This window comes from Phaeovulum vinaykumarii (assembly GCF_900156695.1).
GTDB lineage: Bacteria > Pseudomonadota > Alphaproteobacteria > Rhodobacterales > Rhodobacteraceae > Bieblia_A > Bieblia_A vinaykumarii.
Genome location: NZ_FTOM01000007.1, coordinates 129,237 through 155,412, shown reverse-complemented (window position 1 = coordinate 155,412; position 26,176 = coordinate 129,237). Strand labels below are relative to the sequence as shown.

The following is a 26,176-nucleotide window of genomic DNA, read 5'->3' as shown; positions in this document are numbered from 1 at the left end:
CGGTCCCTGGGGCGCCCGCCGCCGCTGTCTCAGGCGCGTTCGAAGCCGCGCCGGCGTTCATGGTCGGTGACCACGCGGTCCATTTCCTCGATCTCCCAATCGGCGGCGCGCAGGTAATGGTCCACCACCTCCGGGCCGAAGGCCGCGCGCAGCATGCCGGAGCCGTCAAGCGCCGCGCGGGCCGCGCGCAGCGTCGCGGGCACCTCGCGCACGGCGCCCGCCTGATAGATGTCGCCGCGGGCCTCGGGTTCCAGTTCCATCTTGTTCTCGATCCCCGCAAGCCCCGCCGCCAGCAGCGCCGCGCAGGCCAGATAGGGGTTCAGATCCGCCCCCCCGATGCGGCATTCGACGCGCACGGCCTTCGTGTCGGCGCCGCAGACGCGGAAGCCCGCGGTGCGGTTGTCGAGGCTCCAGACCGCCTTGGTGGGCGCGAACATGCCCACGCAGAAGCGCTTGTAGCTGTTGACATAGGGCGCCAGGAAGAAGGTCAGTTCCGCGGCATGGGCCAGCTGCCCGGCCATGTAGGCGCGCATCAGATCCGACATGCCATGCGGGGCCGCGGGGTCGTGGAAGGCATTGCGCCCGTCGGTCCACAGCGACTGGTGCACATGGCTCGACGAGCCCGCCTTGCGGTGGTCATACTTGGCCATGAAGGTCACCGACTTGCCATGGGCCTGCGCGATCTCCTTGGCGGCGGCCTTGGTCAGCACATGCATGTCGGCGGTGTCGAGCGCATCCGAATAGCGGACGTTGATTTCCTCCTGCCCGGCCTCGGCCTCGCCCTTGGAATTCTCGACCGGGATGCCCGCGCCCGCCAGCATGTTGCGCAGATCGCGCATCACCGGTTCGTCGCGCGCGGTGCCGAAGATCGAATAGTCGATGTTGTAGCGCGCGACCGGCGTCGGGTCGGGGTAGTGCGTATCGAACATCTGGGTGAAGCTCTCCTCGAACAGGAAGAACTCGAGCTCGGTCGCCATGAAGGGCTCGTAGCCCAGCGCGCGGGCGCGGTCGATCTGGCGCTTGAGGATCGTGCGCGGGGCGTGCGGCACCGGCGCGTGGGTGTGGTGATCAAGCAGATCGCACAGCACCAGCGCCGCGCCCGGCGCCCAGGGAATGCGCCGCAGCGTGCCAAGGTCGGGCTTCATCGTGTAATCGCCATAGCCCGCCTCCCAGGAGGTGGCCTTGTAGTCGGGCACCGTCCACATCTCCATGTCGGTGGCCAGCAGGTAGTTGCAGCAATGCGTCTCGTCATGGGCGCTGTCCACGAAATGGCGCGCCAGGAACCGCTTGCCCTGAAGCCGGCCCTGCATGTCGGGGAAGCAGGCGATCACGGTGTCGATCTCGCCCGAGGCGACGGCGGCCTTGAGCTGTTCGAAGCTGAGGTTTGCGGGCATCTTCGGTCTCTCTCTCCTCCGGGGGCGCGATGCGGTCGGCTGGGGGGCGCCCGACCCGACCAGGGCGGGGCGGGCCGTAGAGGCCCGCCCCCGGTTCGTGCGACAGGGGGCCGGTCTCCGGCCCCGGCCCCTGGCTCAGCCGTAGCGATAGGGGCGGCCGGCGGCGCGCATGTTGGCGTTGTATTTCTTGATGATCTCGACGACCTTCGCCTTGGTCTCGCTTTCCGCGGCGATCTCGTCCCAGAACTTCTGGGCCTCGGCCTCGACCGTGTCCCATTCGGCATCCGGGATCGAGGTCAGTTGCAGCTTGGTGTCCTCGACCCGCAGCCGCGCCTCGCCCGCCCAGTACCAGTGCTGGCGATAGTAATGCGAGCTGTCGAAACAGACCTGCAGCAGCTGTTGCAGGTTGGCCGGCACCGCGTTCCAGCGCTCCATGTTGGCGAAGAAATGCCCGATCCAGGCGCCCGAGATGTTGTTGGTCAGGAAGTAGTCGGTCACATCCGCCCAGCCGACGGTGTAATCTTCGGTGATGCCCGACCAGGCGATCCCGTCCAGCTCGCCCGTCTGGAGCGCGACCTCGACATCCTCCCACGGCAGCGTCACCGGCACCACGCCGAAGCGCGCCAGGAACCGGCCCGCGGTGGGGAAGGTGAAGATGCGCAGGCCCTTGAGATCCTCGAGCGAGGTGACCGGCTTCTTGGTGGCGAAGTTGCACGGATCCCACGACCCGGCCGAGATGTGCTTGACCCCGACCTTGGCGTATTCCTCTTCCCAGATCTCCTTGAGGCCATAGTGGTTGAACAGCGCCGGCACATCGAGCGAATAGCGCAGCGCGAAGGGGAAGTAGCCGCCGAAGACGGTCACTTCGGTCGGCGAGGCCATCGAATCGTCATCCGATTGCACCGCGTCGATCGTGCCCTTCTGCATGGCGCGGAACAGCTCCGAGGTCGGCACCAGCTGGTCGGCGAAATAGAGCTCGATCTCCATCTGGCCGTCGGCGATGGTGTTGAAGGCCTCGATGGCGGGCTTGATCACATGTTCGGCCAGCGCCGGGCCGGCATAGGTCTGAAGCCGCCACTTGATCGGGCTTTGCGCATGGACCGCGGGCGCCGCCAGGGTGGTGGCACCGGCCGCCAGCGCGCCGGTGGTCAGGAACTTCCGTCTGGTCGTGGTCATCGTTCTCTCTCTCCTGTTTGGCAAGGGCCCCCTTGCGGGGCCGGGATCCCCATTCGGGGTTATTGTCTCAGCGTGCGTAGACCGTCTGTGGCAGCCACAGCGCGATCTGCGGGAAGATCATCACCAGAACCAGCGTCAGCAGCATCACGCCGACGAAGGGCAGGACGGATTTATAGATCACCGGCAGCGTGAAATCGGCCGGCGCCATGGCCCGCATCAGGAACAGGTTGTAGCCGAAGGGGGGCGTCAGATAGGCGATCTGGCAGGTGATCGTGTAGAGGATGCCGTACCAGATCAGGTCGAACCCCAGCACCTTGGCCAGGCCCACATAGATCGGCGCCACGATCACCAGCATGGCGGTGTCGTCGAGAAACATCCCCATGATGAGAAAGCTCAGCTGCATCAGGATCAGGATCTGGAACGGCGACAGCCCCAGGTCCGAGAAGAAGCCCTGGATCGCGCGCCCCGCGCCCAGCCCGTCGAAGACCGCCCCGAAGGACAGCGCCGCCATGATGATCAGCATGAACATCGTGGTGATGGCCAGCGTCTGGCGGGTGGCGACCTCGAAGACCTCGCGGGTGAAGCGTCCGCGCAGGACGGCCGCCGCCACCGAGGTCAGCGCCCCGATCACCGAGGCCTCGGTCAGGCTGGCCCAGCCCTTGATGAAGGGGATCATCATCGCCGCGAAGATCAGGAAGGGCAGGATGCCCGCACGCAGCAGCGCGTATTTCTCGCGCCGGGTGATCTGGGCGCGTTCGGCGGCCGACAGCGGCGGGGCCAGGGCCGGGTTCAGCCGGCAGCGCAGCGCGATATAGAGAATGAACAGCACCGCCATCAGCAGGCCCGGCAGGATGCCCGCCAGCCACAGCTGGCTGACCGGCTGGCGCGCGATCAGCGCGAAAAGGACCATCACCACCGAGGGCGGGATCAGGATGCCCAGGCTCGACCCCGCCTGGATCACCCCCGAGATCATCGGCTTGTCATAGCCGCGCCGGACCAGTTCGGGCAGCGCGATGGTGGCGCCGATGGCCATGCCCGCCACCGACAGCCCGTTCATCGCCGAGATCAGCACCATCAGCAGGATCGTCCCGATCGCCAGCCCCCCCGGCATCGGCCCGAACCAGACGTGGAACATGCGATAGAGATCGTCGGCCAGGCGGCTTTCGCTCATCACGTAGCCCATGAAGACGAACATCGGCAGCGTCAGCAGCGCGTTCCACTTCATCAGCTTCATGATCGCCTGGAAGCCCATGTCCGAGCCCCCCGTGCCCCACAGCATCAGCGCCGAGGCCGTGGCCACGAAGCCGATGGCGCCGAACACGCGCTGTCCGGTGATCATCATCAGCATCATGCTCGAGAACATCAGCAGCGCGATCGTCTCATAGGCCATCACAGCTCCTCCCCGCGCAGCACGGCAATGTCGCGGAACAGATGCACGAAGGCTTGCAGGATCATCAGCACGAAGCTCAGGCAGATGATCGTCTTGATCGGCCACAGATAGGGCCGCCAGGCGGTCGGGCTGCGCTCGCCCACCTCAAAGGAATAGACGGTGGAATCGATCGCGCCATAGAGCATCACGCCCAGATAGAAGATCAGCGCGAAGATGGTGATCGCGTCCCACCAGGCCTGCATGCGCGGGCGCAGCCGGGCATAGAGCAGGTCCATCCGCACGTTGGTGCCCAGTTGCAGCGAATAGGGCGCGCCCAGCAGGTAATAGGCCACCAGCGTGAATTGCGCCATTTCCAGCGTCCAGAGCGCGGGCAGATGCGCCACCTTGGTCACCGAGGACCACACCAGAATGCCCATGATCACGAACAGCAGATACATCGCCACGCGGCCGACGCGGTAATTGAGCGCCTCGACCCAGCGGACATAGGCCCTGATCCAGCCAGGCATCACGCCGCTCCTTCCGTTGTGGCGCCGCCGCCGCCCGCGGGGGCCGCCTCCGCCTCCTCCAGCCGCCGGCGCGCCGCCTGAAGGACCGGGGCCAGACAATCGGCCATCCCGGTCTGCGCGGGGCCGGTCTCCAGCAGGTCGTTGCGGACCTCCAGCATCACATGGTCAAGCCCCAGCGGCGTGGCATGCAGCGCCAGCGTATGGGTGACACCATCGGCCGCGCAATAGGGTTCGTTCATCCGCACGTCCAGATCGGTGGCGGCGCGGGCGGTCTCGGCGACGGCGCGGGCAAAGCGGTCCTGCGCGTCGTGGATCACGCCCAGCTCGACCGCGCGGCGGGTGCCGAACCAGACCGGGGTGAAGCTGTGCACGGTGACCAGGATCGTGGGCATGCCCCGCGCCAGCCGCCGCGCCAGAAGGCCGCGCAGCGCCGCGTGGAAGGGCAGATAGAAGGCCTCGGTCCGCGCCAGCCGGTCTTCGGGTGTCAGATCCGCATTGCCGGGGATGTCGAAGATCTCGCTGGTGGCGGGCATGGCGGCGGGCGCCTGCGGGGGGCGGTTGAGATCATAGACCAGCCGCGACACCCCGGCCCGGACCAGAGGTGCTGCAAGCCGCGTGGCCAGCGCCTGCGCCAGCGCCAGCGCGCCGGGATCCCAGGCGACATGGGCGCGCCGCGCGATGGGGTTCAGCCCCAGATCCTCGAACGCCGCCGGGATATGCGCCGCGGCATGTTCGCAGACCAGAACGAAGGGGCCGGGGGCCTCGGGGGTGTCGATCATCACCGCTGGCATCTCTGCGGGCATCGTGGGGGGCATCGCGGGGGGCATTCCTGCGGGCGTCTCTGCGGGCGGGGGATCGGCTGGGGTCGTCGTGGCGTTCATGATCCTGTCCGTTCTGCTCCGCTTCGGGTCTGGTTGGCTTTGGGCGCGTCCATCGGCCCCGAAGGGCGCGCGCGGCCCTTCCGTCTCGCATCGGCGCGCACACAGAGGGCCCGCGGCTTGGGGCGCGGCGGTGGCGTTCGTTCCGTCTTGTCCGCGCGGGCCCCGGTGCGGCGCCCGCGGTCTGGCCCCGCGCTTTGGCCCTGCGGTCGGGCTTGCGTTTCGCGCCCGCGCGCCCGAGGCTGACAGGACGCGAAGGATCCCGTCCCGGCGGCGCGCATGCGGCCGTTGGGGTCAGGCTTGACTGCCGGGGCGCTTCTGTCAACATCATTTCAGGGTGGGGCACCCTGTTACAATCTGTTCAGACCTCGGCCCTTTCGGAGATGCCTGTTTTGTCAGCACGCGCCCAGACCATCGAGGAACGTCTTCGTGCCGGTTTCGACGGGCTGACCCGGGCCGAGCGGCAATTGGCCAGCCATCTGATGCGGCATTATCCGGTGGCGGGGCTGGGCTCGGTCACGGCGCTGGCCAGGGGGGCGGGGGTGTCCACGCCGACGGTGGTGCGGCTGGCGCAGAAGCTGGGCTTTGCGGGCTATGGCGAGTTCCAGGCCGCCCTGCGCGACGAGGTCGAGGAACGTCTGGTCTCGCCGCTGGTCAAGCATGCGCGCTGGGCCGGGGGCGTGCCCGACACGCATATCCTCAACCGCTTTGCCGATGCGGTGCTGGGCAACCTTCAGGCGACGCTGTCGCAGATCGAGCATGCCGAATTCGACGCCGTGGCGGGGCTGATGGCCGATCCCGAGCGCCGGATCTGGGCCACGGGCGGGCGCATCACCCATGCGATCGCGGATTATTTCGTCACCCACATGAAGCTGATCCGCCCCGGCGTCAGCGTCATCTCGTCGATGTCGAATGCCTGGCCGCCGGCGCTTCTGGACCTGCGGGCGGGCGATGTGCTGCTGGCCTTCGACATCCGCCGCTACGAGAACAACGTGCTCGAGCTGGTCGAGATGGCCGCCGAGCAGGGCGCCGAGGTGGTGCTGGTCACCGACCCCTGGGTGTCGCCCGCCGCCGCCCATGCGCGCTATCGGTTCTCGGTCCAGATCGAGGTGCCCTCGGCCTGGGATTCGACCGTGGCGCTTCAGGTGCTGGTCGAGACGCTGATGGCCGCGGTCCAGAGCCTGATCTGGGAGGAAAGCGCGGCCCGGATGCAGCGGCTCGAAGGCCTTTACGACCGCGCGCGTTTCTTTCGGCGGCTGGGGAAATAGGCCCCGCGGCGCGGCTGCCGGTGGGGTCTTCGGGTGCCTCAATTCGGCCAGGCGTGGTCCCACACGAGTTCGTTGACCGGGGGAAACCGTCGCGGAAATGCGCGCGGATCGAAGGGGAGGCCCTCGGTCACGGCAGCGGCGGCCGGCTGATCGAGACGGCCTTGGTCACGTGCATGGAAATAGCAGATCTTCAGATAGCGCCGCAGGATCCCCAAGCTTGGAAAGGTCTCGTTGTCATGATGCCAGATCATCAGATCCCTGTTGCCCCGTGACAGGTTGCACGCGGGACAGGCCCGCACGACATTTCCCATCAGCACGACGCTGCCAAGACGGCTGCGCGGGATCAGGTGATCGCGGTGATAGCGCGGGGCATGACTGCCGCAATGTGCACAGACGCGGATGCCGTCTTCGGCAAGGGCCTGATCGCGCTCCAGATCGCGGATGTTCAGCAATCCGCGCTGATAGCGGGACATGCGGATATTGGTCTCCTTCGTGCGGCCATTCGGGAAGGGGTTGGGTTGCCCCGCCTTCATGCGCACCATGATCTCGCGCGTGACGCTGAGAAGGGTGTAGGACCAGAAGACATGATCCGCGACGCTTTGCAGCTTGCGCTGTCCTGTCGGCGTGCTCCAGGTCCATCGGGTCATCTTCGACATGGGGGCATCAGACCTGTCTGGAGCGCCATGCTCCGCATCAAGGGATGGGATCAGCTTTCCCTATCGCCGGAAAAGGCCGGCCACGGCGGCCGGCCTTCGGGTTCGGGGGGGGGCGTCAGTCGACGATGGCGGCCTCGGTCGCGGCGCGCAGCTCGGCTTCGGTCACGCCCTCGGCCAGCTCGACGATGCGCAAGCCGCCCTCGACCACGTCGAGAACGCCCAGATTGGTGATGATGCGGTCCACGACGCGCTTGCCGGTCAGCGGCAGCGTGCAGGCTTTCAGCACCTTGGACTCGCCGTGCTTGTTGGTGTGGTCCATGACCACCACCACGCGGCCGACCCCGGCGACCAGATCCATGGCGCCGCCCATGCCCTTGACCAGCTTGCCGGGGATCATCCAGTTGGCCAAGTCGCCCTCTTCCGAGACCTCCATCGCGCCCAGGATCGCCATGGCGATCTTGCCGCCGCGGATCATGGCAAAGCTGGTGGCACTGTCGAAATAGGCCGAATGGGGCAATTCGCTGATGGTCTGCTTGCCGGCGTTGATGAGGTCGGGGTCGACCTCGTCCTCGCGCGGGAAGGGGCCGATGCCCAGCATCCCGTTTTCCGATTGCAGCGTGACATGCACGCCCTCGGGGATGTGGTTGGCGACCAGCGTCGGGATGCCGATCCCCAGGTTCACATACATCCCGTCCTTGAGTTCCTTGGCGGCACGCGCGGCCAGTTGGTTGCGGTCCCAGGGCATGTCAGGCGCTCCTCACGGTGCGTTGTTCGATCCGCTTCTCGTGCGTGCCGGTGATGATCCGGTGCACGTAGATGCCGGGCAGGTGGATGTGATCGGGATCGAGGCTGCCGGGTTCGACGATTTCCTCGACCTCGGCCACGCAGACCTTCCCGCAGGTGGCCGCCGGCACGTTGAAGTTGCGCGCCGTCTTGCGGAAGATCAGGTTGCCCGTGGTGTCGGCCTTCCAGGCCTTGACGATCGACAGGTCGGCCACGATCCCGCGTTCGAGGATGTAGGTCTGGCCGTCGAAATCCTTGTGGTCCTTGCCCTCGGCGATGACGGTGCCGACGCCGGTCCTGGTGTAGAAGCCGGGGATGCCCGCGCCGCCTGCGCGCATGCGTTCGGCCAGCGTGCCCTGGGGATTGAATTCCAGTTCCAGCTCGCCCGAGAGATATTGGCGCATGAATTCCGCGTTCTCGCCGACATAGGACGAGATCATCTTCTTGATCTGCTTGCTCTGGAGCAGGATGCCCAGGCCGAAATCGTCCACCCCGCAATTGTTCGAGGCAATGGTGATGTCCTTCGTTCCCGCGTCATGGATCGCCGCGATCAGCAATTCCGGGATCCCGCAGAGACCAAATCCCCCCGCGGCGATGAACATTCCGTCATGCAGCAACCCGTCGAGCGCGGCCGCTGCATCTGGATAGACCTTGTTCATGAATGAAACCTCCCCTGGTTCGGGGAATACTGTGTGGGGACGAAAGGCCGCTGTCAATTGCCGCGCCGCGGCGTCGCCCGGCGAGAGGGGGGCGCAAGGCGGGGAACGCCGCAACGCCCCATCGAGGGGCCTTGCGGCGTGCCGGCCCTGCGGCCGGGGCGCGCGCGGGATCTGGGGACGGGCTCAGGCGGTGTCGCTGTCGCCCGTGTCGCCTTCAGGTGCCGTATCGGCGGCCGTCTTCGCCGCCGTCTTGCGCGTCGTGGTCTTGGTGGCGGTCTTGCTGGCGGTGGTCTTCTTCGCGGCCGGTTTCCGGGCCGGGGCCTTCTTCGCGGCGGGTTTCTTCGCCGCGCTGTCGTCCGTCGTCTCGGCCGTGCCTTCGGCGCCCTCCGCCGCAGCCGCCTTTTTCGGGGCCGCCTTCTTCTTGGCGGCGGTGGTCTTGGCGGTCGTGGTCTTCTTGGCCGCGGGTTTCTTGGCGGCGGTCTTCTTGCCGCCCTTCGAGGCCTTCTCGGCGATCAGCGCCAGCGCCTCCTCGAGGGTCACGGCCTCGGGTTCGACCCCGCGCGGCAGCGTCGCGTTGACCTTTTCCCATTTGACATAAGGGCCATAGCGCCCCGCCATGACCGCGATCTTGCCGCCGTCGGGATGCTCGCCCAACGCGCGCAGCGGCTCGGCCGTGGCCCGTCCGCGCCCGCGCGCGGCCTTCTGCGCCAGCACCTCGACCGCGCGGTTCATGCCGATGGTGAAGACCTCGTCCACCTCGGGCAGGTTCGCATAGGTCGAATTGTGCTTCACATAGGGGCCATAGCGGCCGATCCCGGCCTCGACCGGGGCGCCGTCCTCGGGGTGTTCGCCCACCCGCCGCGGCAGCGCCAGAAGCGCCAGCGCGCGTTCGAGGTCGATCGTCTCGGGCGCCCAGCCCTTGGGCAGGCTGGCGCGCGGGGGCTTGGGCTCATCGGCGGTGGCCTCGCCCTTTTGCACATAGGGGCCGAAGCGGCCGATGCGCAGGGTGATGTCCTCGCCCGCGTCCTGGCCCAGCATCTTGCCGTCGAGCGCGGCCGCCGCGCTGTCGGCCGGCGCCGAGAGCGAGCGGGTGAAGCGGCATTCGGGATAGTTCGAGCAGCCGATGAAGGCCCCGCCCGAGCGCGCCGTCTTGAGGTTCAGCCGGCCCTTGCCGCAGCCCGGACACAGGCGCGGATCGCTGCCGTCCTCGCGCGGGGGGTAAAGATGGGGGGCCAGAACCTCGTCGATCTTCTCGAGCACATCGGTGATGCGCAGCTCGGAGGTTTCCGACAGCGCCGCCGAGAAATCGCGCCAGAAACGGGCCAGAACCTCGCGGTAGTCGCGCGTGCCCGCCGAGATGTCGTCGAGTTCCTCCTCGAGATCGGCGGTAAAGTCATATTCGACATAGCGCGGGAAATAATTCGACAGAAAGGCCGTGACCAGCCGCCCGGTATCCTGCGGCACCAGCCGGTTGCGGTCCTTGGCGACATAGCCGCGGTCCTGGATCGTGGTCACGATCGAGGCATAGGTCGAGGGCCGGCCGATGCCCAGCTCTTCCATGCGCTTGACCAGCGTGGCTTCGGTGTAGCGCGGCGGCGGTTGGGTGAAATGCTGGTCGCCCAGAATGGCGCGGTCGGCATCGCAGACGGCGGCGGCGCGGCGCACGAGGCCCGTGGCGGTGGTGTCCTCGGGGCCTTCGGCGCGGGCCAGCCCTTCGGCGGCGGCGCCCTTCGCGGGGGTGACGGTCTCGCCCTGCATCATCTGCGGCAGGCGGGCGCTGTCCTCGCCCTCGTCGTCGTCGCGGCCCTGGTCATAGACCTTCAGGAAGCCGTCGAAGGTGACCACCTGGCCCGTGGCGCGCAATTCGACCTGGGCGTCGGGGCTCTGGATCGTGACCGCGGTGCGCTCCAGACGCGCGGCCTCCATCTGGCTGGCGATGGTGCGCTTCCAGATCAGCTCGTAGAGCTTTCTCTGGTCGTCGGCCAGCTTCAGCGTGTCGGGCGCCGCGCTCATGTCGGTGGGGCGGATGCACTCGTGCGCTTCCTGCGCGTTCTTGGCCTTGTTCTTGTAGATGCGCGGCTTGTCGGGGACGTATTTCGTGCCGAAGCGGCGGCCGATCTCGGCGCGGGCGGCGGCCACGGCCTCGGGGGCCATGTCGATCCCGTCGGTCCGCATGTAGGTGATATGGCCCGCCTCGTAGAGACGCTGGGCCGCCGACATGCAGGCCTTGGCCCCCATGCCCAGCTTGCGCGAGGCCTCCTGTTGCAGGGTCGAGGTCATGAAGGGCGCCCAGGGGTTGCGGGTGGCGGGCTTGGCCTCGACCGCGGTCACCGCAAGCGCGCGCGCGGCCACGGCATGGACCGCCATCTCGGCGGCCTCGCGCGTGGCCAGGTCGAACTTGTCCAGCCGGTCGCCGGCCAGCGCGGCCAGACGCGCGGTGAAGACCTGCCCGCGCGGGGTTTCCAGATGCGCGGTCACGGTCCAGTATTCGCGCGGGCGGAAGGCCTCGATCTCCATCTCGCGCTCGACGATCAGCCGCAGGCAGACCGATTGCACCCGCCCCGCCGACCGCGCGCCGGGCAGCTTGCGCCAGAGCACCGGGCTGAGGTTGAAGCCCACCAGATAATCGAGCGCGCGCCGCGCCAGATAGGCCTCGACCAGCGCGGTATCGACCTGACGGGGATGGGCCATGGCCTCGGTCACGGCGGATTTGGTGATCGCGTTGAAGGTCACGCGGCTGACCTTCTTGGACTTGAGCGACTTGGCCAGCGCCTCCTGGAGATGCCACGAGATCGCCTCGCCCTCGCGGTCGGGGTCGGTGGCCAGGATCAGTTCGTCGTCGCTCTTGAGGGCTTCGGCGATGGCGCGGACATGCTTGCGGCTGTCGGCGGCGATCTCCCAGGTCATGGCAAAATCATGTTCGGTATCGACCGAGCCATCCTTGGGCGGCAGGTCGCGCACATGCCCGAACGAGGCCAGAACCGTATGATCGCTACCCAGATACTTGTTGATGGTCTTGGCCTTGGCGGGCGATTCGACAACGACGACGGCCATGTAGATCTCTCGAAACCTCAGATTTTTGTCGCGGACCATGTGCGGGGCGCCGGGGCGATGTCAATGGACCCCGGGCCGCGACCGGACGCAAGCGGTTGGGGGGAACATGGAGCGGGCGGGCACGAAGGGCAAGGGCCGAGCGCGGGCCGCGTGCATCTGTTGCGCCAGAATGCATTCGCGGCATTCATCCTCTGCGCGCGACAAGGCCGCCCGGCTGGCGCTCGATCCGGCCGTCGAGTTCCAGCTCCAGAAGCGCCACGGACAGCGCCTCGGGCGCAAGGCCCAGATCGCGCGCCAGCTGATCCTCGGCCACCGGCGCGGCCCCCAGATGCGCCAGGATCCGGGGGCCGGGGGCCGTGTCCGCGCCGGCCGGGCAGGGCGGCGCGGCGTTGGGAGGGGCGGCATTGTCGGCACCGGGGCCATAATCCACACGCGCCCGGCGGCGCAAAGGGGCCGCGGCCGCCGGATCGTTCGTTTTGGGGGCGTTGTCGGGGGGCGTGTCGGTGGCGGGCGCGTCGTCGTGATGCGCGTCCTCGGGCGGGGGCGGGGCGACGGCCAGCGGGCCCAGCGCGGCCAGCACATCCTGCGCGCCGCGCACCAATGTCGCCCCGTCGCGCAAGAGCGCATTGCAGCCGCCCGCGCGCCCGTCCAGCGGATGGCCCGGCACGGCCATGACCTCGCGGCCCTGCTCGGCGGCCAGGCGTGCGGTGATCAGGCTGCCCGAGCGCGGGGCGGCCTCGACCACGACCACGCCCGCCGACAGCCCCGCCACGATCCGGTTGCGCCGGGGGAAATGCGCCGCGGTCGGGCGCAGGCCCCAGGGCTGTTCGGACAAGATCAGCCCGATCTCGCGCAGGCGCTGGAAAAGCGCATGGTTCTCGGGGGGATAGACGACATCGACGCCGCCCGCCATCACCGCGATCGTGCCGGTGGGTAGGCTGGCCTCATGTGCGGCGGTGTCGATGCCGCGCGCCAGCCCCGAGACGACGCGCAAGCCCGCCTCGCCCAGCTCGCGCCCCAGAAGGCGCGCCATGCGCAGCCCCAGCGACGAGGCCGCCCGCGCCCCCACCACCGCGACCGCGGGGCCGGCCAGAAGCGCGGGATTGCCCAGCGCCCAGAGAACGGGCGGCGCATCGGCCAGCATCGCCAGATTTTGCGGATAGAGCGGGTCGCCCGCCACGATCAGCCGCGCGCCGGCGGCATGCCCGGCGCGCAATTCGGCGCGCGCCTCGGATTCGGAGCAGGGGGAATAGCCCGAAAGCCCCGCGCCGCGCGCCCGTTCGGGCAGTTCAGCCAGCGCGGCCGCCGCCGAGCCATGCTCGGCCACCAGCCGGTGGAAGGTCGCAGCGCCGATGCGGGGGGAGCGAATGAGACGGAGAGAGCAGAGGTCATTCTCTTCCGTGGTGGGTGGGGTGAAGGGGGTGGGGAAAGAAAACAAACCTGTTTTCATCCGCCTCTCCATCTCACTCGCAAGCCCTTGATAACCCCGGTAAGGTTAACAGATGGTTTACAAGGGCCCTGTCGGCTCGACTTTAAGGTGAAATTTCGAAAAATTCGAGGGAATGGGGGTCACGCCCGCGTGAGCTGGCTCCTTCCGGCCCGGCAGCGGGCCCCAAGGGGCGCAAGATCCGTGTCGGGGCGGGGAAAGGGGCGCGCCCGGCGCGCGGGCGGATCGGGCGCGCGCCTTGTGGCCGCGGCCCCGAAGGGCGCGCGATTCGGCTCAAGCCCTCGGGTGTGGGGCTTGCGGGTGTGGGGCTCAGTTGCCCGCGCCGCCCACCGTCAGCCCGCCGATCAGCAAGGACGGCTGGCCCACGCCCACCGGCACCCATTGCCCGGCCTTGCCGCAGGTGCCCACGCCGGGGTCCAGCGCCATGTCATTGCCCACCGCGCGGATCGCGCGCATGGCCGCCGGGCCGTCGCCGATCAGCGTGGCGCCCTTGACCGGGCCCAGCACGCGGCCATTCTTCACGCGATAGGCCTCGGTGCAGGAAAACACGAACTTGCCGTTGGTGATGTCGACCTGCCCGCCGCCGAAGCCCACCGCATGGATGCCGTCGCGCAGATCGGCGACCAGGCTGGCCGGATCGGCGCTGCCGCCTTCCATGATGGTGTTGGTCATGCGCGGCATCGGCATGTGCGCATAGCTCTCGCGCCGGCCGTTGCCGGTGGGCGCCACCCCCATCAGCCGGGCGTTCTGGCGGTCCTGCATGTAGCCCATCAGGATGCCGTCCTCGATCAGCACGGTGCGCCCCGAGGGGGTGCCCTCGTCGTCGACGCTGATCGAGCCGCGCCGGTCGGGCAGGGTGCCGTCATCGACCACGGTCACGCCGGGGGCGGCCACGCGTTGGCCCACCAGCCCCGAGAAGGCCGAGGTCTTCTTGCGGTTGAAGTCGCCCTCGAGACCATGGCCCACGGCCTCGTGCAGCAGGATGCCGGGCCAACCGTTGCCCAGCACCACATCCATTTCGCCTGCGGGCGCGGGGGTGGCCGACAGGTTGACCTGGGCGATGCGGATCGCCTCGTCGACGGCGGCCTGCCAGACGCCCGGTTCCATCAGCCGCGCCAGATCGTGCCGCCCGCCGCCGCCGTGATGGCCCGATTCGCGGCGCCCGTTCTCCTCGAGGATGACCGACACCGACAGCCGCGTCATCGGCCGGATGTCGGTGACAAGGCCCCCCTCGGGGCGCAGGATCGCCACCTCCTGAAGGCTGGCGGCCAGGCTGGCCGAGACCTGCACCACCCGCGGATCGCGCGCCCGCGCCCAGGCGTCGATCTCGCGCAGCAGATCGACCTTGGGCGCGAAGGCGATCTCGGAGACCGGGTCGGCATCGGCATAGAGCCTGCGGTTGGTGGGGGCGGGCGCCTGCGCCAGGGTGCCCCCGCCCGCGCCGACGGCCATGCGCGCGGTTTCCGCCGCCCGCGCGATCGCGGCTTCGGAAATTTCCGAGGAATGGGCATAGCCCGTCACCTCGCCATGCACGGCGCGCAGCCCGAAGCCTTCCGAGGCGTCATAGCTGGCCCCCTTGAGGCGGCCGTCGTCGATCACCACCGATTCCGCGCGCCGGCGTTCGAGGAACAATTCCCCGTCATCGCCGCCCGCCACGGCGGCTTGCACCTGCGCCAGCGCGCTGTCGCGCGGGATCAGGGTCTCGAAGGGGTCGAAGCGGTCGGTCATGGGGCGGTCGGTCATGGGTCTGTCCCTCTCTGGGTCCGGCGACAATATCGGCTGACAGGGGGAAATGGCAAACATTGCGCCCGATTGCGCGCGTGCCCGATGCGTCGGGCGGGGTGACAGCGGCGCGCGAAGCGCGTATCAGGCGGGAAAGACGCGAGGACGAAGAATGCGCTACATCTCGACGCGGGGCCGCGCCCCCGAACTGGGTTTCAAGGACGCGATGCTGACCGGGCTGGCGCGTGACGGCGGCCTTTACGTTCCGGCCGAGATCCCCCGCCTGTCGCCCGACGAGATCGCGGCCCTTGCCGGGCAGAGCTACGAGGAGGTCGCCTATCGCGTGATGGCGCCCTTCACGGGCGATGCCTTCTCCGAGGCGGACCTGCGCGGCGCCATCGAACGGGCCTATGCGGGCTTTGGCCATGCCGCGCGCGCGCCGCTGGTGCAGCTGGCGCCGGGGCATTTCCTGCTGGAACTGTTCCACGGCCCGACGCTGGCGTTCAAGGATTTCGCCATGCAGGTGATCGGCCAGCTGTTCCAGCTGGCGCTGGCGCGCGAGGGGCGGCGCATCACCATCGTCGGCGCGACCTCGGGCGACACCGGCTCGGCCGCGATCGAGGCCTTCCGCGGGCTCGACAATGTGGATGTGTTCATCCTGTTCCCGCATGGCCGCGTCTCGGAGGTGCAGCGCCGCCAGATGACCACCCCGGTCGAAGCCAATGTCCATGCGCTGGCGCTTCAGGGCGATTTCGACGATTGCCAGGCGCGCCTCAAGGACATGTTCAACGACCACGACTTCCGCGACAGCGTGGGGCTGGCGGGCGTGAATTCGATCAACTGGGCGCGGGTGCTGGCGCAGGTGGTCTATTACTTCACCGCCGCGGTCAGCCTGGGCGCGCCGGGCCGGCCGGTCGATTTCACCGTGCCCACGGGCAATTTCGGCGACATCTTCGCGGGCTATATCGCACGGCGCATGGGGCTGCCGATCCGCCGTCTGGTGGTGGCCACCAACCAGAACGATATCCTGCACCGCTGCCTGAGCACGGGCGAATACCGCACCGACGGGGTCAAGCCCTCGATCAGCCCGTCGATGGACATCCAGGTGTCCTCGAACTTCGAACGCGCGCTCTTCGAGGTGCTGGGCCGGGACGGGGCCGCCGTCACGCAACTGATGGACGAGCTGCGCAGCGCGGGCGGCTTCAGCGTGCCGCAGGGCGCGCTCGAGGCCCTGCGCGAGATCTTCGGCTCGGGCCGCGCCTCCGAGGACGAGACCTCGGCCACCATCGCCGCCCAGCTGGCCGCGACGGGCGAATTGCTCTGCCCGCATTCGGCCGTGGGCGTGAAGGTCGCCCAGGAGCATCTGGCGCCGCCGGTGCCGATGATCACGCTGGCCACCGCCCATCCCGCCAAGTTCCCCGATGCGGTCGAGGCCGCGACGGGCCGGCGTCCGGGCCTGCCGCCGCGCATGGCCGACCTGTTCGACCGCTCCGAACGCATGCGCGTGGTCGAGAACGACCTGGCCGCGCTTCAGGCGCTCATCCACGAAGGGCGCCGGGCGTGAGCATCGAGATCACCACGCTGTCGAACGGGCTGCGCATCGTCTCCGAGGCGATGCCGGGTCTGGCCTCGGCCTCGGTCGGGGTCTGGGTGACCGCGGGCGGGCGCCACGAACGCCCCGAACAGAACGGCATCGCGCATTTCCTCGAACATATGGCCTTCAAGGGCACCGCCCGGCGCAGCGCGCTGCGCATCGCCGAGGAGATCGAGGACGTGGGCGGCTATATCAACGCCTATACCTCGCGCGAGATGACGGCCTATTACGCCCGCGTGCTGGGCGCCGATGTCGAGCTGGCGCTCGATGTCATTGCCGATATCGTGCTGAACCCGGCCTTCGATCCGCGCGAGATCGAGGTCGAACGCCATGTGATCTTGCAGGAAATCGGCCAGTCTCTCGATACGCCCGACGATATCATCTTCGACTGGCTCCAGGAGGCCGCCTATCCCGATCAGGCGATGGGCCGCACGATCCTGGGCCCGGCCGCGCGCGTGGCCGCCTTCACCCGCGAGGATCTGGCCGGTTTCGTGGCCGAACATTACGGCCCCGACCAGATGATCGTCTCGGCCGCGGGCGCGGTCGATCACGGCGCGCTGGTTGCGCAGGCCACCGCGCTTTTCGGGCATCTGGCGCCGATCGGGGCGCGCCCGGTGCAGCCGGCGCGCTGGGCCGGGCTCGAGAAGCGCGAGATCAAGGATCTCGAGCAGGTGCATTTCGCCCTGGCCTTCGAGGCGCCGGCCTACCGCGACGCCGATCTCTATACCGCGCAGGTCTATGCCACGGCGCTGGGCGGGGGCATGTCCTCGCGACTGTTCCAGAAGATCCGCGAGGAACGCGGCCTGTGCTATTCGATCTATTCGCATGCCGGGGCCTATGACGACACCGGGATGATGACCATCTATGCCGGCACCTCGGCCGCCGAGATCGCCGAGCTGGCCACGCTGACGGTGGACGAATTGCGCCGCGCCGCTGCGGACATGACCGAAGCCGAGGTCGCGCGGGCGCGGGCGCAGATGAAGGCGGGCATGCTGATGGGTCTTGAAAGCCCCTCGAGCCGGGCCGAGCGCATGGCGCGCAATCTGGCCATCTGGGGCCGGGTGCCGGGGCTCGAGGAGCTGAGCGCGCGGATCGAGAACGTGTCTCTGGACATGGTGCGCGATTATGGCACGCGGCTTGTGTCCTCGGGGCAATCGGCGCTGGCGCTCTATGGCCCGGCGGCCGGGGCGCCCGCGCTCGAGGACTTGCGCGAAAGGCTCGCGGCCTGATGCTCGGGCGCAAGCGGCTGCGCATCGAGACCGAGCGCATGACCCTGCGCCTGCCGCAGCATTCCGACCACCGCGCCTTTGCCGAATTGCGCGCCGAAAGCCGCGACTTCCTGATCCCCTGGGAGCCGCAATGGGACGAGGAACATCTGGGGCGGCGCGCCTTTGCCAACCGCGTCTATTGGGCGACGCGGGCGGCCTCGGCCGGAACCGCGCTGCATCTGTTCATGGTCCGGCGCGAGGACGAGGCGCTTCTGGGCGCGGTCACGCTCGACAACATCCGGCGCGGACCGGCCAGGGCGGGGTCGCTGGGCTATTGGGTGGGCGCGCGCCATGCCCGGCAGGGCTACATGTCCGAGGCCGTGCGCGCCGTGGTCCACCACGCCTTCACCCAGCTGGACCTGAGCCGGATCGAGGCCGCCTGCCTGCCCGAGAACGCCGCCTCGCGCGGGGTGCTCGAGACCTGCGGCTTCAAATACGAAGGCGTGGCCCAAAGCTATCTCGAAATCAACGGCCGCTGGCGCAACCATGTGCTTTACGCCAATCTGCGCAGCGATCGGCGCGGGCGGCTTGATGCCGTGGGGGGACGATGACCGGGACACCGACAGGCGGGGCGGAACGGGCCGCGGCGTTGGCGCCGGCCGATGATGCGCTGGCGGCGCGGCTGGCGGCGGCGGGGCTGGACCCTATGCCCGCGCCGGCGGCTTACCTCAGCGAACCCCGCGGCCGTCTGACCGGGGTGGGGGGGCTTCTTTTGCGCCCGCGCACCACCGAGGAGGTGGCGCAGATCGTGCGCGCCTGCGCCGCGGCGCGGGTGGGGATCGTGCCGCAGGGCGGGGGCACGGGGCTCGTTGGCGGCCAGGTGCTGACCGAAGGCCCGGCGCCGGTGATCGTGTCGCTCGAACGCATGACCGCGCTGCGCGGGCTCGATCCGGTGGGCAATGTGGCGCTGGTCGAGGCGGGGATGACGCTGGCCGATCTGCGCGCCGCGGCCGAAGGGGCGGGGCGGCTCTTTCCGCTGTCGCTGGCCTCGCAGGGGTCGGCGCGGATCGGGGGGAGCCTGTCGACCAACGCGGGCGGGGTCAACGTGCTGCGCTGGGGGAATGCGCGCGAATTGTGCCTGGGCGTCGAGGCGGTCCTGCCCGACGGCACCATCCTGCGCGGGCTGAAGGGGCTGCGCAAGGACAACACCGGCTATGACCTGCGCGGCCTGCTGATCGGGGCCGAGGGCAGCTTGGGCATTCTCACCGCGGCGGCGATGCGCCTGGTGGCGCCGCCGGCCGCCCAGGGCGTGGCCTTCGTGGCGGTGCCCTCGCCCGAAGCGGCGCTGGGCCTTCTGGCGCTGGCCGAGGACCGGCTGTCGGGCTGTGTCTCGGCCTTCGAGCTGATCGGGCGGCAGGGGCTGGACTTTCTGGCCGAGGTCGGCCCCGAGGTCACGCCGCCCTTCCGCCCGGCGCCCGACTGGATGGTGCTGATCGAGATCGGCCTGCCCGCGGGTCATGACCCCGAGGCCGAGCTGGCCGCGCTCTATGCCGAGGCCGAGGCGCGCGGCCTGATCGACAAGGCCGGCGCGGTGGTGGCGCAGGGCGCGCGCCAGCGGGCGGCGTTCTGGGCGTTGCGCGAATCCATCCCCGAGGCCAACCGGCGCATCGGCTCGATTTCCTCGCATGACGTGTCGGTGCCCATCGCCGCCATTCCCCGCTTCATCGAGGTGGCGGGCGCGCGGCTGGCGCGGCTGGGCGACATCCGCATCAACTGCTTTGGCCATCTGGGCGACGGCAACCTGCATTACAACGCCTTTCCCGCCAGGGGCCGGAGCCGCGCGGATTACGAGGACCGGCGCGCCGCGATCAAGGAGTGCGTGCATGACACGGTGGACGAATTCGGCGGCTCGATCTCGGCCGAGCACGGCATCGGGCGGATCAAGCGGGCGGATCTGCAACGCTATGCCGACCCCGGCAAGCTGGCGGCGATGCGCGCGATCAAGGCCGCGCTCGACCCGCTGGGGATCATGAACCCCGGCGCGGTGATCTGAGCCGCGCCCAAGGGCGCGCCCGCGTCCCGTGAAGGGGCCGCCCGCGCGCGAACTCGGGCCTCAAGGACCGGGCCCGGCGCCGGGATGGGCCGGTGGGGGCGGCTCAGAGCCGGGCGAAAAGCTTCGACAGACGCGCGGCTTCCTCGGCCAGGCCCCAGGGCGGGTTCAGCACCACCATCCCCGAACCGGCCATCCCGTGGCCGGGCCGGGCCGGGGGAAAGCGGACCTCGTGGATCAGGGCCTCGGGGTGATCGGCGGCCAGCGCGTCGCGCATTGCCTCATGCGCGCCCGCGCCCGCCCCCGAGATCAGGATCGGATACCACAGCATGAGAACGCCCACGTTCCACTTGCGCGCCACCTGGCCGATGACCCGCGGCAGGCGCGTGTAATCGGCGCGGATCTCGAAGCTGGGGTCGATCAGCATCAGCCCGCGGCGCGGCTCGGGCGGTGTCAGCGCCAGCGCCATCTCCAGCCCGTCGGCCTGACGCTTGTCGATCCATTTCTGGGGCAGGTTAGCGCAAAGCGCGGCAAATTCCGCGGGGTGCAGCTCGGCCAGATGCATCCGGTCGCCGGGGCGCAGCAGTTCCGCGGCAATGGCGGGCGATCCGGGATAGGCCGCCCCGCCATGGGCCGCGCGCACCGCAGCCAGCGCGCGCGCATAGGGGTGCTCGGGGGGAAACCCGCCCGCCACCCGCCCGATCCCGGCCTCGGCCTCGCCGGTGCGGCGGGCCTCGGGGCTGGTCAGGTCATAGAGCCCGCGCCCGGCGTGGGTCTCGATATAGCTCAGCGGCTTGGGCTTGCGCGTCATGTAGTCGAGCGCCGCGGCCAGAAGCGCATGCTTGTGCACATCCGCCAGATTGCCCGCGTGATAGAGGTGCTGATAGCTCAGCATCAGCCCTGATGCCCATAGCCCGAGATCTTGGCCATGACCTCGTCCATCTGCGCGGGCGACAATTCGCGCGGCGTGCCCAGCGCCAGGCAGCCGTGATATTGCCGGGCCAGCGCCTCGACCTCGTGGGCCAGCCACATCGCCTTGTCGAGCGTGGTGCCGATGGCGATCAGCCCGTGGTGTTCCAGCAGGCAGGCCGTCCGCCCCTCGAGCGCGGCCAGCGCGTTGCGCGACAGCTCCTCGGTGCCATAGAGCGCATAGGGCGCCACGCGGATGTCGCTGCCGCCGGCCACGGCCACCATGTAATGGATGGGCGGAATGGGGCGGTTCATGATCGCCAGCACCGTGCAGAAGGGCGCATGGGCATGCACGACCGCGCCGGCCTCGGGGCGCGCGGCCAGGATGTCGCGGTGAAAGCGCCATTCGCTCGAAGGGTTGTGGCGGCCCTCGACGCGCCCGTCCATCCCCAGGAACACGATGTCCTCGGGGGTCAGCCGCTCATAGGGGATGGCGGTCGGCGTCAGCAAGAGGCCGTCGCCGTGGCGGATGGAGATATTGCCCGAGGTGCCGGAATTCAGTCCGGTGCGGTTCATCGACAGGCAGGCGTCGATGATGGCGCGGCGTTTGTCCTGTTCGGTCATCTCGGTCATGGGGGCCCCTTTCGGTTCGCTGCCCGCGACCTAGCGCGCCGCGCCCCCGCTGTCGAGGCCGCGCACCGTCGCGCCGTGCCGCGCCCCGCGGCACCGTCGCGCCATGCCGCCCCTGAACGCAGGACGCGCGCCCCCGGGCAGGGAGGCGCGCGCCCAGGGGCCCGCGACGGGGGCGGGATCAGTCTTCCAGCGTTTCCAGCTCGTTGATGAAGCCCTCGATCATCGACAGCCCCTTCATCCAGAATGCCGGGTCCGAGGCATCGAGCCCGAAGGGCGCCAGCAGTTCGCGGTGATGGCGCGCGCCGCCCGCCGAGAGCATGTCGAAATACTTGGCCTGGAAGTCCGGCAGCCCCTCGGCATAGGCGGCATAGAGCGCATTCACCAGCCCGTCGCCGAAGGCATAGGCATAGACGTAGAAGGGCGAATGGATGAAATGCGGGATATAGGTCCAGAAGGTTTCATAGCCGGGCATGAATTCGAAGGCGTCGCCCAGGCTCTCGTGCTGGATCTGCATCCAGATCGCGTTGATCTCCTCGGGGGTCAGCTCGCCCTTGGCGCGGGCGGCATGCACGCGGCATTCGAAATCATAGAAGGCGATCTGGCGCACGACCGTGTTGATCATGTCCTCGACCTTGCCGGCCAGCAGCGTGCGCCGTTCGGCCTTGGTCTGCGCGCCGTCCAGCAGCCGCCGGAAGGTCAGCATCTCGCCGAAGACGCTGGCGGTCTCGGCCAGGGTCAGCGGCGTCGAGGCCAGAAGCTCGCCCTGGGGCGCGGCCAGCACCTGATGGACGCCGTGGCCCAGCTCATGCGCCAGCGTCATCACGTCCCGCGGCTTGCCCAGATAGTTCAGCAGAACATAGGGGTGCACGTCTGTGACCGTGGGGTGGGCAAAGGCGCCGGGGGCCTTGCCGGGCTTCACCGCGGCGTCGATCCAGCCCTTGTCGAAGAAGGGCTGCGCGATCTCGGCCATGCGCGGCGAGAAGGCGCCATAGGCGCCCAGCACGGTCTCGCGGGCCTCGTCCCAGCCGATGGTGCGCGGGGTCTCGGTCGGCAGCGGCGCGTTGCGGTCCCAGACCTGGAGCTTTTCAAGCCCCATCCAGCGCGCCTTGATCCGGTAATAGCGGTGTGACAGCCGCGGATAGGCCGCCACCACCGCATCGCGCAGCGCGGCGACCACCTCGGGTTCGACATGGTTGGACAGGTGGCGCGCATGCTGCGGCGTGGGCATCTTGCGCCAGCGGTCCTCGATGGCCTTTTCCTTGGCCAGCGTGTTGGTGATGCGGGCAAACAGCTTGATGTTGCGCCCGAACACCTGCGCCAGCGCGCGCGCGCCGGTCTCGCGGCGGCTGCGGTCGTGATCGGACAGCATGTCGAGCGTGGCCTCGAGGGTCTTGCTCTCGCCCTCGACGTCGAATTCGAGGCTGGCCATCGTCTCGTCGAAGAGCCGGTTCCAGGCCGCGGCGCCGACCACGGATTGGTCATGCAAGAAGCGTTCCAGCTCGTCGGACAGCTGGTGCGGGCGCATCGCACGCATGCGGTCGAAGACGGGTTTCCAGCGCGCGACACGCGCATCGGCAAAGAGCGCCGCGTAGGCGTCATCCGGGATGCGGTTGAATTCCAGGCTGAAGAAGACCAGCGGCGTGGTGGCCGCGGTGATGCGGTCCTGGGCATCCGACAGCGCCTTGGTGCGCGCGCCGTCCAGCGTGTTCTGGTAATAGCGCAGCCCCAGATACGAGAAGATGCGCCCCGAGATGTTCTCGATCGCCTCGTGGCGGGTGATGCAGTCGGCCATGCCCGCCGCGTCCAGATCGGCCAGCTTGCCTTCGTAATCGCGCGCGAATTCGGCGCAGGCGGTCTCGAGCCAGGCCATGTCGCGTTCCAGCTCGGGCGCGTCCGGCGCGGAATAGAGGTCGCTCAGATCCCATTCGGGCAGGGGGCCGAGCCCCTCGCCGGCGGCACTGGCATTCGCGTCGGAAAGCGGGCGGGGCGGAAGATGCGGCATGCGGCGAAACCTCTTTTCATGTCTGGACCAGAGTTAGGCGGCAGCGCGGGGGGCTGCAAGGGTGCGTGGCGTGCCTCTCGGCGGCGTGACCGCCCCCGGTGCCTGCGCGCGCTCGCCCCCTTCGGGCGGGGTGGCGGCTCAGTCGCCCGCCAGCGCGGCCATCAGCGCGCGGGCGGTCTCGATCCGGTCGGCCTGGGCGGCGGTCTTGTCGCGGCGCCAGCGCAGCATCCGCGGAAAGCGCAGCGCGATGCCGGATTTGTGGCGCGGGCTGGGCGCGATGCCCTCGAAGCCGATCTCGAAGACCAGTTCGGGCTGGACCTGCCGCACCGGGCCGAAGCGGTCGCGGGTATGGGCCCGGACCCAGGCGCTGATCTCGGCGAATTCGGCGTCGCTCAGCCCCGAATAGGCGCGCGCGACCGGCACCAGCGCATCCCCTTGCCAGAGCGCGAAGGTGAAGTCGGTGTAAAGCCCTGCGCGCCGCCCGTGCCCGGCCTGCGCATAGACCAGAACGGCATCCAGCACCATCGGATCAAGCTTCCATTTCCACCAGGCGCCGCGCTTGCGGCCCACGCCATAGGCGCTGTCGCGGTGCTTGAGCATCAGCCCTTCGGCGCCCTGCGCGCGGGCCTCGGCGCGGGCCCGGGCCAGCCCCTCCCAGCCGGTGGCGGCCACCGTTGGCGACAGCGGATGGGGCAGCGCCGGCGCCAGCGCCTCGAGCCGGGCGCGCCGTTCGGTCAGGGGGCGGTCGCGCAGGTCGCGCCCGTCGCATTCCAGCAGGTCATAGGCCAGGAACCGCACCGGCACATCGGACAGCAGCTTGCGCCCCGGCGCCTTGCGGCCCAGCCGCCGTTGCAGCGCGGCAAAGGGCAGGGGGCGTTCGGCACCGGGGCGCCAGGGCACGATCTCGCCATCCAGAACAATGCCCTCGGGCAGGGGCGCCAGCAGGTCGGGGAATTGCGCCGCCAGCGGATCCTCGCCGCGCGACCACAGATGCAGCGCGCCCCCGCGCGCCACGATCTGCGCGCGGATCCCGTCCCATTTCCATTCGGCCAGGAAATCGCCCGGCGCGCCCAGATCGGCCGGCGCGCCGTCCAGCGGATGGGCCAGGCAGAAGGGATAGGGCCGGGCGTCGCGGGCCGCGGCGTCCTCGGGGGCGCAGAGCGCGTCCCAGTCCGCCGGCCCGCCCGCCATCAGCCGATGCGCGATGACCTCGGGTGGCAGGCCCGTCACCTGCGCCAGCGCGCGCCGCAGAAGGCCCTCGGCCACGCCGATGCGCAGCCCCCCCGTCAGAAGCTTGTTGAACAGGAACCGCTCGGGCACCGACAGCCCCGCCCAGGCGTTCTCGATCGCGGCGCGGCGGGCGCTTTCGTCGGGCAGGGCTGCCAGATCGGCGACCAGTGCGGCCCAATGCGTCAGCGGGCGGGGCGTTTCGGGGGGCGTTTCGGGGGCCGTCTCGGGAGGTGGCAGGATCAGCGCGATGGTCTCGGCCAGATCGCCCGTCGCGGCATAGCTTTCGGCGAAAAGCCAATCGGGCAGGCCCGCGGTTTCCGCCGCCCATTGGCCCAGCCGGGCTGCCGTGACCGCGCGCCGCGGCCGCCGCCCCGAGATCAGCGCAATGGCCTGCATCCGGTCGGCGGGCGGGGCGTCGCGGAAATAGCGCGCCAGGGCGTCGGTGCGCGCGCGGGTCGAGGTGGTGGCCTCGAGCGCGGCCAGAAGGGCGGCAAAGCGCTTCATCGCGCGTCCTCCGGGGCCGATGTGTCCGCGGGCGGTTCGGCTGTGTCGGGGGCTGGCGTGTCGGGTGTGGGCGTGTCGGATGGGGGCGTGTCGGGCGCGGCGCCGGTCTCGGGGTCGGTGCCAAAGCGCGTCTCGAGCGGGGCGGCATCGACCCCCTTCTCCTGCCAGAAGCGCGCGCAGGCATGGGTGGTGCCGTGGGTGAACAGCACCCGTTCCGCGCCGGTCGCGGCCACCGTCTCGCACAGCCCCGGCCAGTCGACGTGATCCGACAGCACGAAGCCGCGCCCCACGCCGCGGCGGCGGCGATGCCCGCGCAGGGCCATCCAGCCCGAGGCAAAGCCGATCTCGGCGGGCCCGAAGCGCCGCGCCCAGGCGCTGTCGAGGGCGGCAGGCGGCGCCAGGACCAGCGGGGTCTCGGGGGCGGGGGCGCCGCGGCGCGGGCCGGCCAGCGCGGGGGGCGGTGTCGTCTCGGGCAGCGCCAGGCCCGCGTCCCGCAGGACGGCATTCGTGGCCTCGACCGCGCCATGAACGACGATCGGCGCCACCCCGCGCGCGGCCAGCCCCGCCAGGAGCCGCTGCGCCTTGCCCAGCGCATAGGCCCCGATCAGCGAGGCCTTGCCCGCCGCGGCATTGCCCCGCCACCAGGCGGCGATCTCGTCCAGCACGATCTCGGGGTCGGGCCAGCGAAAGACCGGCAGGCCAAAGGTGCATTCGCTGACGAAGCCGTGGCAGCGCAGCGGCGCGAAGGGGGCGGACAGCCCGTCGTCGGTGGTCTTGTAATCGCCCGAGACCACCCAGACCTCGCCGCGCCGCGCCAGCCGGATCTGCGCCGATCCGGGCACATGGCCGGCCGGATGGAACGAGATCTCGACATCATTGATCGTGACGGGGCTGCCGTAGTCGAGGCTTTCGCCGCGGATCGTGCCCAGCCGGTGGCGCATCACCGCCAGGCTGAGCTTTGTGGCCAGATAGCGCCCATGCCCGGGCCGGGCGTGATCGGCATGGGCATGGGTGACAAGCGCCCGCGCCACGGGCCGCCAGGGGTCGATGAAGAGATCGGCGGCAGGGCAATAGAGCCCCTCGGGCCGCAGGGTCAAAAGCGCGTCCATCGCC

20 protein-coding genes and 1 pseudogene are annotated in these 26,176 nt (G+C 69.5%); 5 read left to right on the top strand and 16 right to left on the bottom strand.

All coding sequences use genetic code 11. The features are described 5' to 3' along the window. Positions 1–29 precede the first annotated feature (29 nt). The 5 genes from BW949_RS13370 to BW949_RS13350 all read right to left on the bottom strand — a co-directional run bounded on the left by BW949_RS13370 (position 30) and on the right by BW949_RS13350 (position 5,245). Positions 30–1,394 (bottom strand): glutamine synthetase family protein, encoded by a 1,365-nt coding sequence (locus tag BW949_RS13370; protein ID WP_076366898.1) that lies wholly within the window; start codon positions 1,392–1,394, stop codon positions 30–32. A 135-nt stretch (positions 1,395–1,529) separates the two neighbouring features. Then, positions 1,530–2,570, bottom strand: coding sequence for a TRAP transporter substrate-binding protein (locus BW949_RS13365; RefSeq protein WP_076366896.1), 1,041 nt, complete (start codon positions 2,568–2,570; stop codon positions 1,530–1,532). Between the two features lie 67 nt (positions 2,571–2,637). Beyond that, positions 2,638–3,960, bottom strand: coding sequence for a TRAP transporter large permease (locus BW949_RS13360; protein WP_076366894.1), 1,323 nt, complete (start codon positions 3,958–3,960; stop codon positions 2,638–2,640). Continuing rightward, positions 3,960–4,466 carry a TRAP transporter small permease subunit gene (locus tag BW949_RS13355; RefSeq protein WP_076366892.1) on the bottom strand — a complete coding sequence of 169 codons (507 nt, stop codon included), beginning with the start codon at positions 4,464–4,466 and terminating at the stop codon, positions 3,960–3,962. The genes BW949_RS13360 and BW949_RS13355 overlap by 1 nt, the downstream gene beginning before the upstream one ends. Continuing rightward, complete coding sequence (locus BW949_RS13350; protein ID WP_235816309.1) at positions 4,466–5,245, bottom strand: N-formylglutamate amidohydrolase; 780 nt, start codon at positions 5,243–5,245, stop codon at positions 4,466–4,468. The genes BW949_RS13355 and BW949_RS13350 overlap by 1 nt, the downstream gene beginning before the upstream one ends. Before the next feature lie 491 nt (positions 5,246–5,736). Between BW949_RS13350 and BW949_RS13345 the strand changes: the two genes are divergently transcribed. Further along, entirely contained in the window at positions 5,737–6,612 is an 876-nt protein-coding gene (locus BW949_RS13345; RefSeq protein ID WP_076366888.1) for a MurR/RpiR family transcriptional regulator, read from the top strand. Between the two features lie 38 nt (positions 6,613–6,650). On the opposite strand, the gene BW949_RS13340 is transcribed toward BW949_RS13345, so the two are convergent. The 6 genes and pseudogenes from BW949_RS13340 to tldD all read right to left on the bottom strand — a co-directional run bounded on the left by BW949_RS13340 (position 6,651) and on the right by tldD (position 14,939). Then, the gene (locus tag BW949_RS13340; protein WP_076366980.1) at positions 6,651–7,259 is read right to left on the bottom strand and encodes an HNH endonuclease; all 609 of its coding nucleotides are present in this window, start codon (positions 7,257–7,259) and stop codon (positions 6,651–6,653) included. Positions 7,260–7,383: 124 nt separating this feature from the next. After that, complete coding sequence (locus BW949_RS13335) at positions 7,384–8,013, bottom strand: 3-oxoacid CoA-transferase subunit B (RefSeq protein WP_076366886.1); 630 nt, start codon at positions 8,011–8,013, stop codon at positions 7,384–7,386. 1 nt (position 8,014) lies between these two features. After that, positions 8,015–8,710 carry a CoA transferase subunit A gene (locus BW949_RS13330; RefSeq protein WP_076366884.1) on the bottom strand — a complete coding sequence of 232 codons (696 nt, stop codon included), beginning with the start codon at positions 8,708–8,710 and terminating at the stop codon, positions 8,015–8,017. A 420-nt stretch (positions 8,711–9,130) separates the two neighbouring features. Continuing rightward, a pseudogene (gene topA / locus BW949_RS13325) lies at positions 9,131–11,764 on the bottom strand (type I DNA topoisomerase); the annotation flags it as partial. A 184-nt stretch (positions 11,765–11,948) separates the two neighbouring features. Continuing rightward, positions 11,949–13,214, bottom strand: a complete 1,266-nt coding sequence (gene dprA / locus BW949_RS13320) for a DNA-processing protein DprA (protein WP_076366882.1) — start codon at positions 13,212–13,214, stop codon at positions 11,949–11,951. A 306-nt stretch (positions 13,215–13,520) separates the two neighbouring features. Beyond that, positions 13,521–14,939: a metalloprotease TldD gene (tldD, locus tag BW949_RS13315; protein ID WP_076366978.1), complete on the bottom strand. Its 1,419-nt coding sequence runs from the start codon at positions 14,937–14,939 to the stop codon at positions 13,521–13,523. Between the two features lie 166 nt (positions 14,940–15,105). Between tldD and thrC the strand changes: the two genes are divergently transcribed. Genes thrC through BW949_RS13295 form a run of 4 tightly spaced genes read left to right on the top strand, consistent with a single transcriptional unit; the run spans position 15,106 to position 19,788 of the window. Next, on the top strand, positions 15,106–16,497 hold the full coding sequence (thrC, locus tag BW949_RS13310; protein WP_076366880.1) for a threonine synthase: 1,392 nt from the start codon (positions 15,106–15,108) through the stop codon (positions 16,495–16,497). A gap of 50 nt (positions 16,498–16,547) precedes the next feature. After that, on the top strand, positions 16,548–17,756 hold the full coding sequence (locus tag BW949_RS13305) for a M16 family metallopeptidase (RefSeq protein WP_407947267.1): 1,209 nt from the start codon (positions 16,548–16,550) through the stop codon (positions 17,754–17,756). Then, positions 17,756–18,346 carry a GNAT family N-acetyltransferase gene (locus BW949_RS13300; RefSeq protein WP_076366876.1) on the top strand — a complete coding sequence of 197 codons (591 nt, stop codon included), beginning with the start codon at positions 17,756–17,758 and terminating at the stop codon, positions 18,344–18,346. The genes BW949_RS13305 and BW949_RS13300 overlap by 1 nt, the downstream gene beginning before the upstream one ends. Continuing rightward, complete coding sequence (locus BW949_RS13295; protein WP_076366873.1) at positions 18,343–19,788, top strand: FAD-binding oxidoreductase; 1,446 nt, start codon at positions 18,343–18,345, stop codon at positions 19,786–19,788. Before BW949_RS13300 ends, BW949_RS13295 begins: the two co-directional genes overlap by 4 nt. A gap of 103 nt (positions 19,789–19,891) precedes the next feature. On the opposite strand, the gene BW949_RS13290 is transcribed toward BW949_RS13295, so the two are convergent. The 5 genes from BW949_RS13290 to BW949_RS13270 form a co-directional block, all read right to left on the bottom strand. Beyond that, positions 19,892–20,680 (bottom strand): 23S rRNA (adenine(2030)-N(6))-methyltransferase RlmJ, encoded by a 789-nt coding sequence (locus tag BW949_RS13290; RefSeq protein ID WP_076366871.1) that lies wholly within the window; start codon positions 20,678–20,680, stop codon positions 19,892–19,894. Beyond that, the gene (locus BW949_RS13285; protein WP_076366976.1) at positions 20,680–21,318 is read right to left on the bottom strand and encodes a class II aldolase/adducin family protein; all 639 of its coding nucleotides are present in this window, start codon (positions 21,316–21,318) and stop codon (positions 20,680–20,682) included. The genes BW949_RS13290 and BW949_RS13285 overlap by 1 nt, the downstream gene beginning before the upstream one ends. Before the next feature lie 187 nt (positions 21,319–21,505). After that, positions 21,506–23,329, bottom strand: coding sequence for a M3 family oligoendopeptidase (locus tag BW949_RS13280; RefSeq protein ID WP_076366869.1), 1,824 nt, complete (start codon positions 23,327–23,329; stop codon positions 21,506–21,508). A gap of 138 nt (positions 23,330–23,467) precedes the next feature. Continuing rightward, positions 23,468–25,063, bottom strand: coding sequence for an ATP-dependent DNA ligase (locus BW949_RS13275; protein ID WP_076366867.1), 1,596 nt, complete (start codon positions 25,061–25,063; stop codon positions 23,468–23,470). After that, the gene (locus BW949_RS13270) at positions 25,060–26,172 is read right to left on the bottom strand and encodes a ligase-associated DNA damage response exonuclease (RefSeq protein ID WP_076366865.1); all 1,113 of its coding nucleotides are present in this window, start codon (positions 26,170–26,172) and stop codon (positions 25,060–25,062) included. Before BW949_RS13270 ends, BW949_RS13275 begins: the two co-directional genes overlap by 4 nt. Positions 26,173–26,176: the final 4 nt, after the last annotated feature.

Coding starts and splice junctions, on each gene's coding strand:
- tldD (WP_076366978.1), bottom strand. CDS start 14,939: ATGACCGACCGCTTCGACCCCTTCGAGACCCTGATCCCGCGCGACAGC.
- BW949_RS13365 (WP_076366896.1), bottom strand. CDS start 2,570: ATGACCACGACCAGACGGAAGTTCCTGACCACCGGCGCGCTGGCGGCC.
- BW949_RS13280 (WP_076366869.1), bottom strand. CDS start 23,329: ATGCCGCATCTTCCGCCCCGCCCGCTTTCCGACGCGAATGCCAGTGCC.
- BW949_RS13370 (WP_076366898.1), bottom strand. CDS start 1,394: ATGCCCGCAAACCTCAGCTTCGAACAGCTCAAGGCCGCCGTCGCCTCG.
- BW949_RS13340 (WP_076366980.1), bottom strand. CDS start 7,259: ATGACCCGATGGACCTGGAGCACGCCGACAGGACAGCGCAAGCTGCAA.
- BW949_RS13275 (WP_076366867.1), bottom strand. CDS start 25,063: ATGAAGCGCTTTGCCGCCCTTCTGGCCGCGCTCGAGGCCACCACCTCG.
- BW949_RS13330 (WP_076366884.1), bottom strand. CDS start 8,710: ATGAACAAGGTCTATCCAGATGCAGCGGCCGCGCTCGACGGGTTGCTG.
- BW949_RS13355 (WP_076366892.1), bottom strand. CDS start 4,466: ATGCCTGGCTGGATCAGGGCCTATGTCCGCTGGGTCGAGGCGCTCAAT.
- BW949_RS13295 (WP_076366873.1), top strand. CDS start 18,343: ATGACCGGGACACCGACAGGCGGGGCGGAACGGGCCGCGGCGTTGGCG.
- BW949_RS13360 (WP_076366894.1), bottom strand. CDS start 3,960: ATGGCCTATGAGACGATCGCGCTGCTGATGTTCTCGAGCATGATGCTG.
- thrC (WP_076366880.1), top strand. CDS start 15,106: ATGCGCTACATCTCGACGCGGGGCCGCGCCCCCGAACTGGGTTTCAAG.
- BW949_RS13300 (WP_076366876.1), top strand. CDS start 17,756: ATGCTCGGGCGCAAGCGGCTGCGCATCGAGACCGAGCGCATGACCCTG.
- BW949_RS13305 (WP_407947267.1), top strand. CDS start 16,548: ATGCCGGGTCTGGCCTCGGCCTCGGTCGGGGTCTGGGTGACCGCGGGC.
- BW949_RS13335 (WP_076366886.1), bottom strand. CDS start 8,013: ATGCCCTGGGACCGCAACCAACTGGCCGCGCGTGCCGCCAAGGAACTC.
- dprA (WP_076366882.1), bottom strand. CDS start 13,214: ATGAAAACAGGTTTGTTTTCTTTCCCCACCCCCTTCACCCCACCCACC.
- BW949_RS13290 (WP_076366871.1), bottom strand. CDS start 20,680: ATGCTGAGCTATCAGCACCTCTATCACGCGGGCAATCTGGCGGATGTG.
- BW949_RS13285 (WP_076366976.1), bottom strand. CDS start 21,318: ATGACCGAACAGGACAAACGCCGCGCCATCATCGACGCCTGCCTGTCG.
- BW949_RS13350 (WP_235816309.1), bottom strand. CDS start 5,245: ATGATCGACACCCCCGAGGCCCCCGGCCCCTTCGTTCTGGTCTGCGAA.
- BW949_RS13270 (WP_076366865.1), bottom strand. CDS start 26,172: ATGGACGCGCTTTTGACCCTGCGGCCCGAGGGGCTCTATTGCCCTGCC.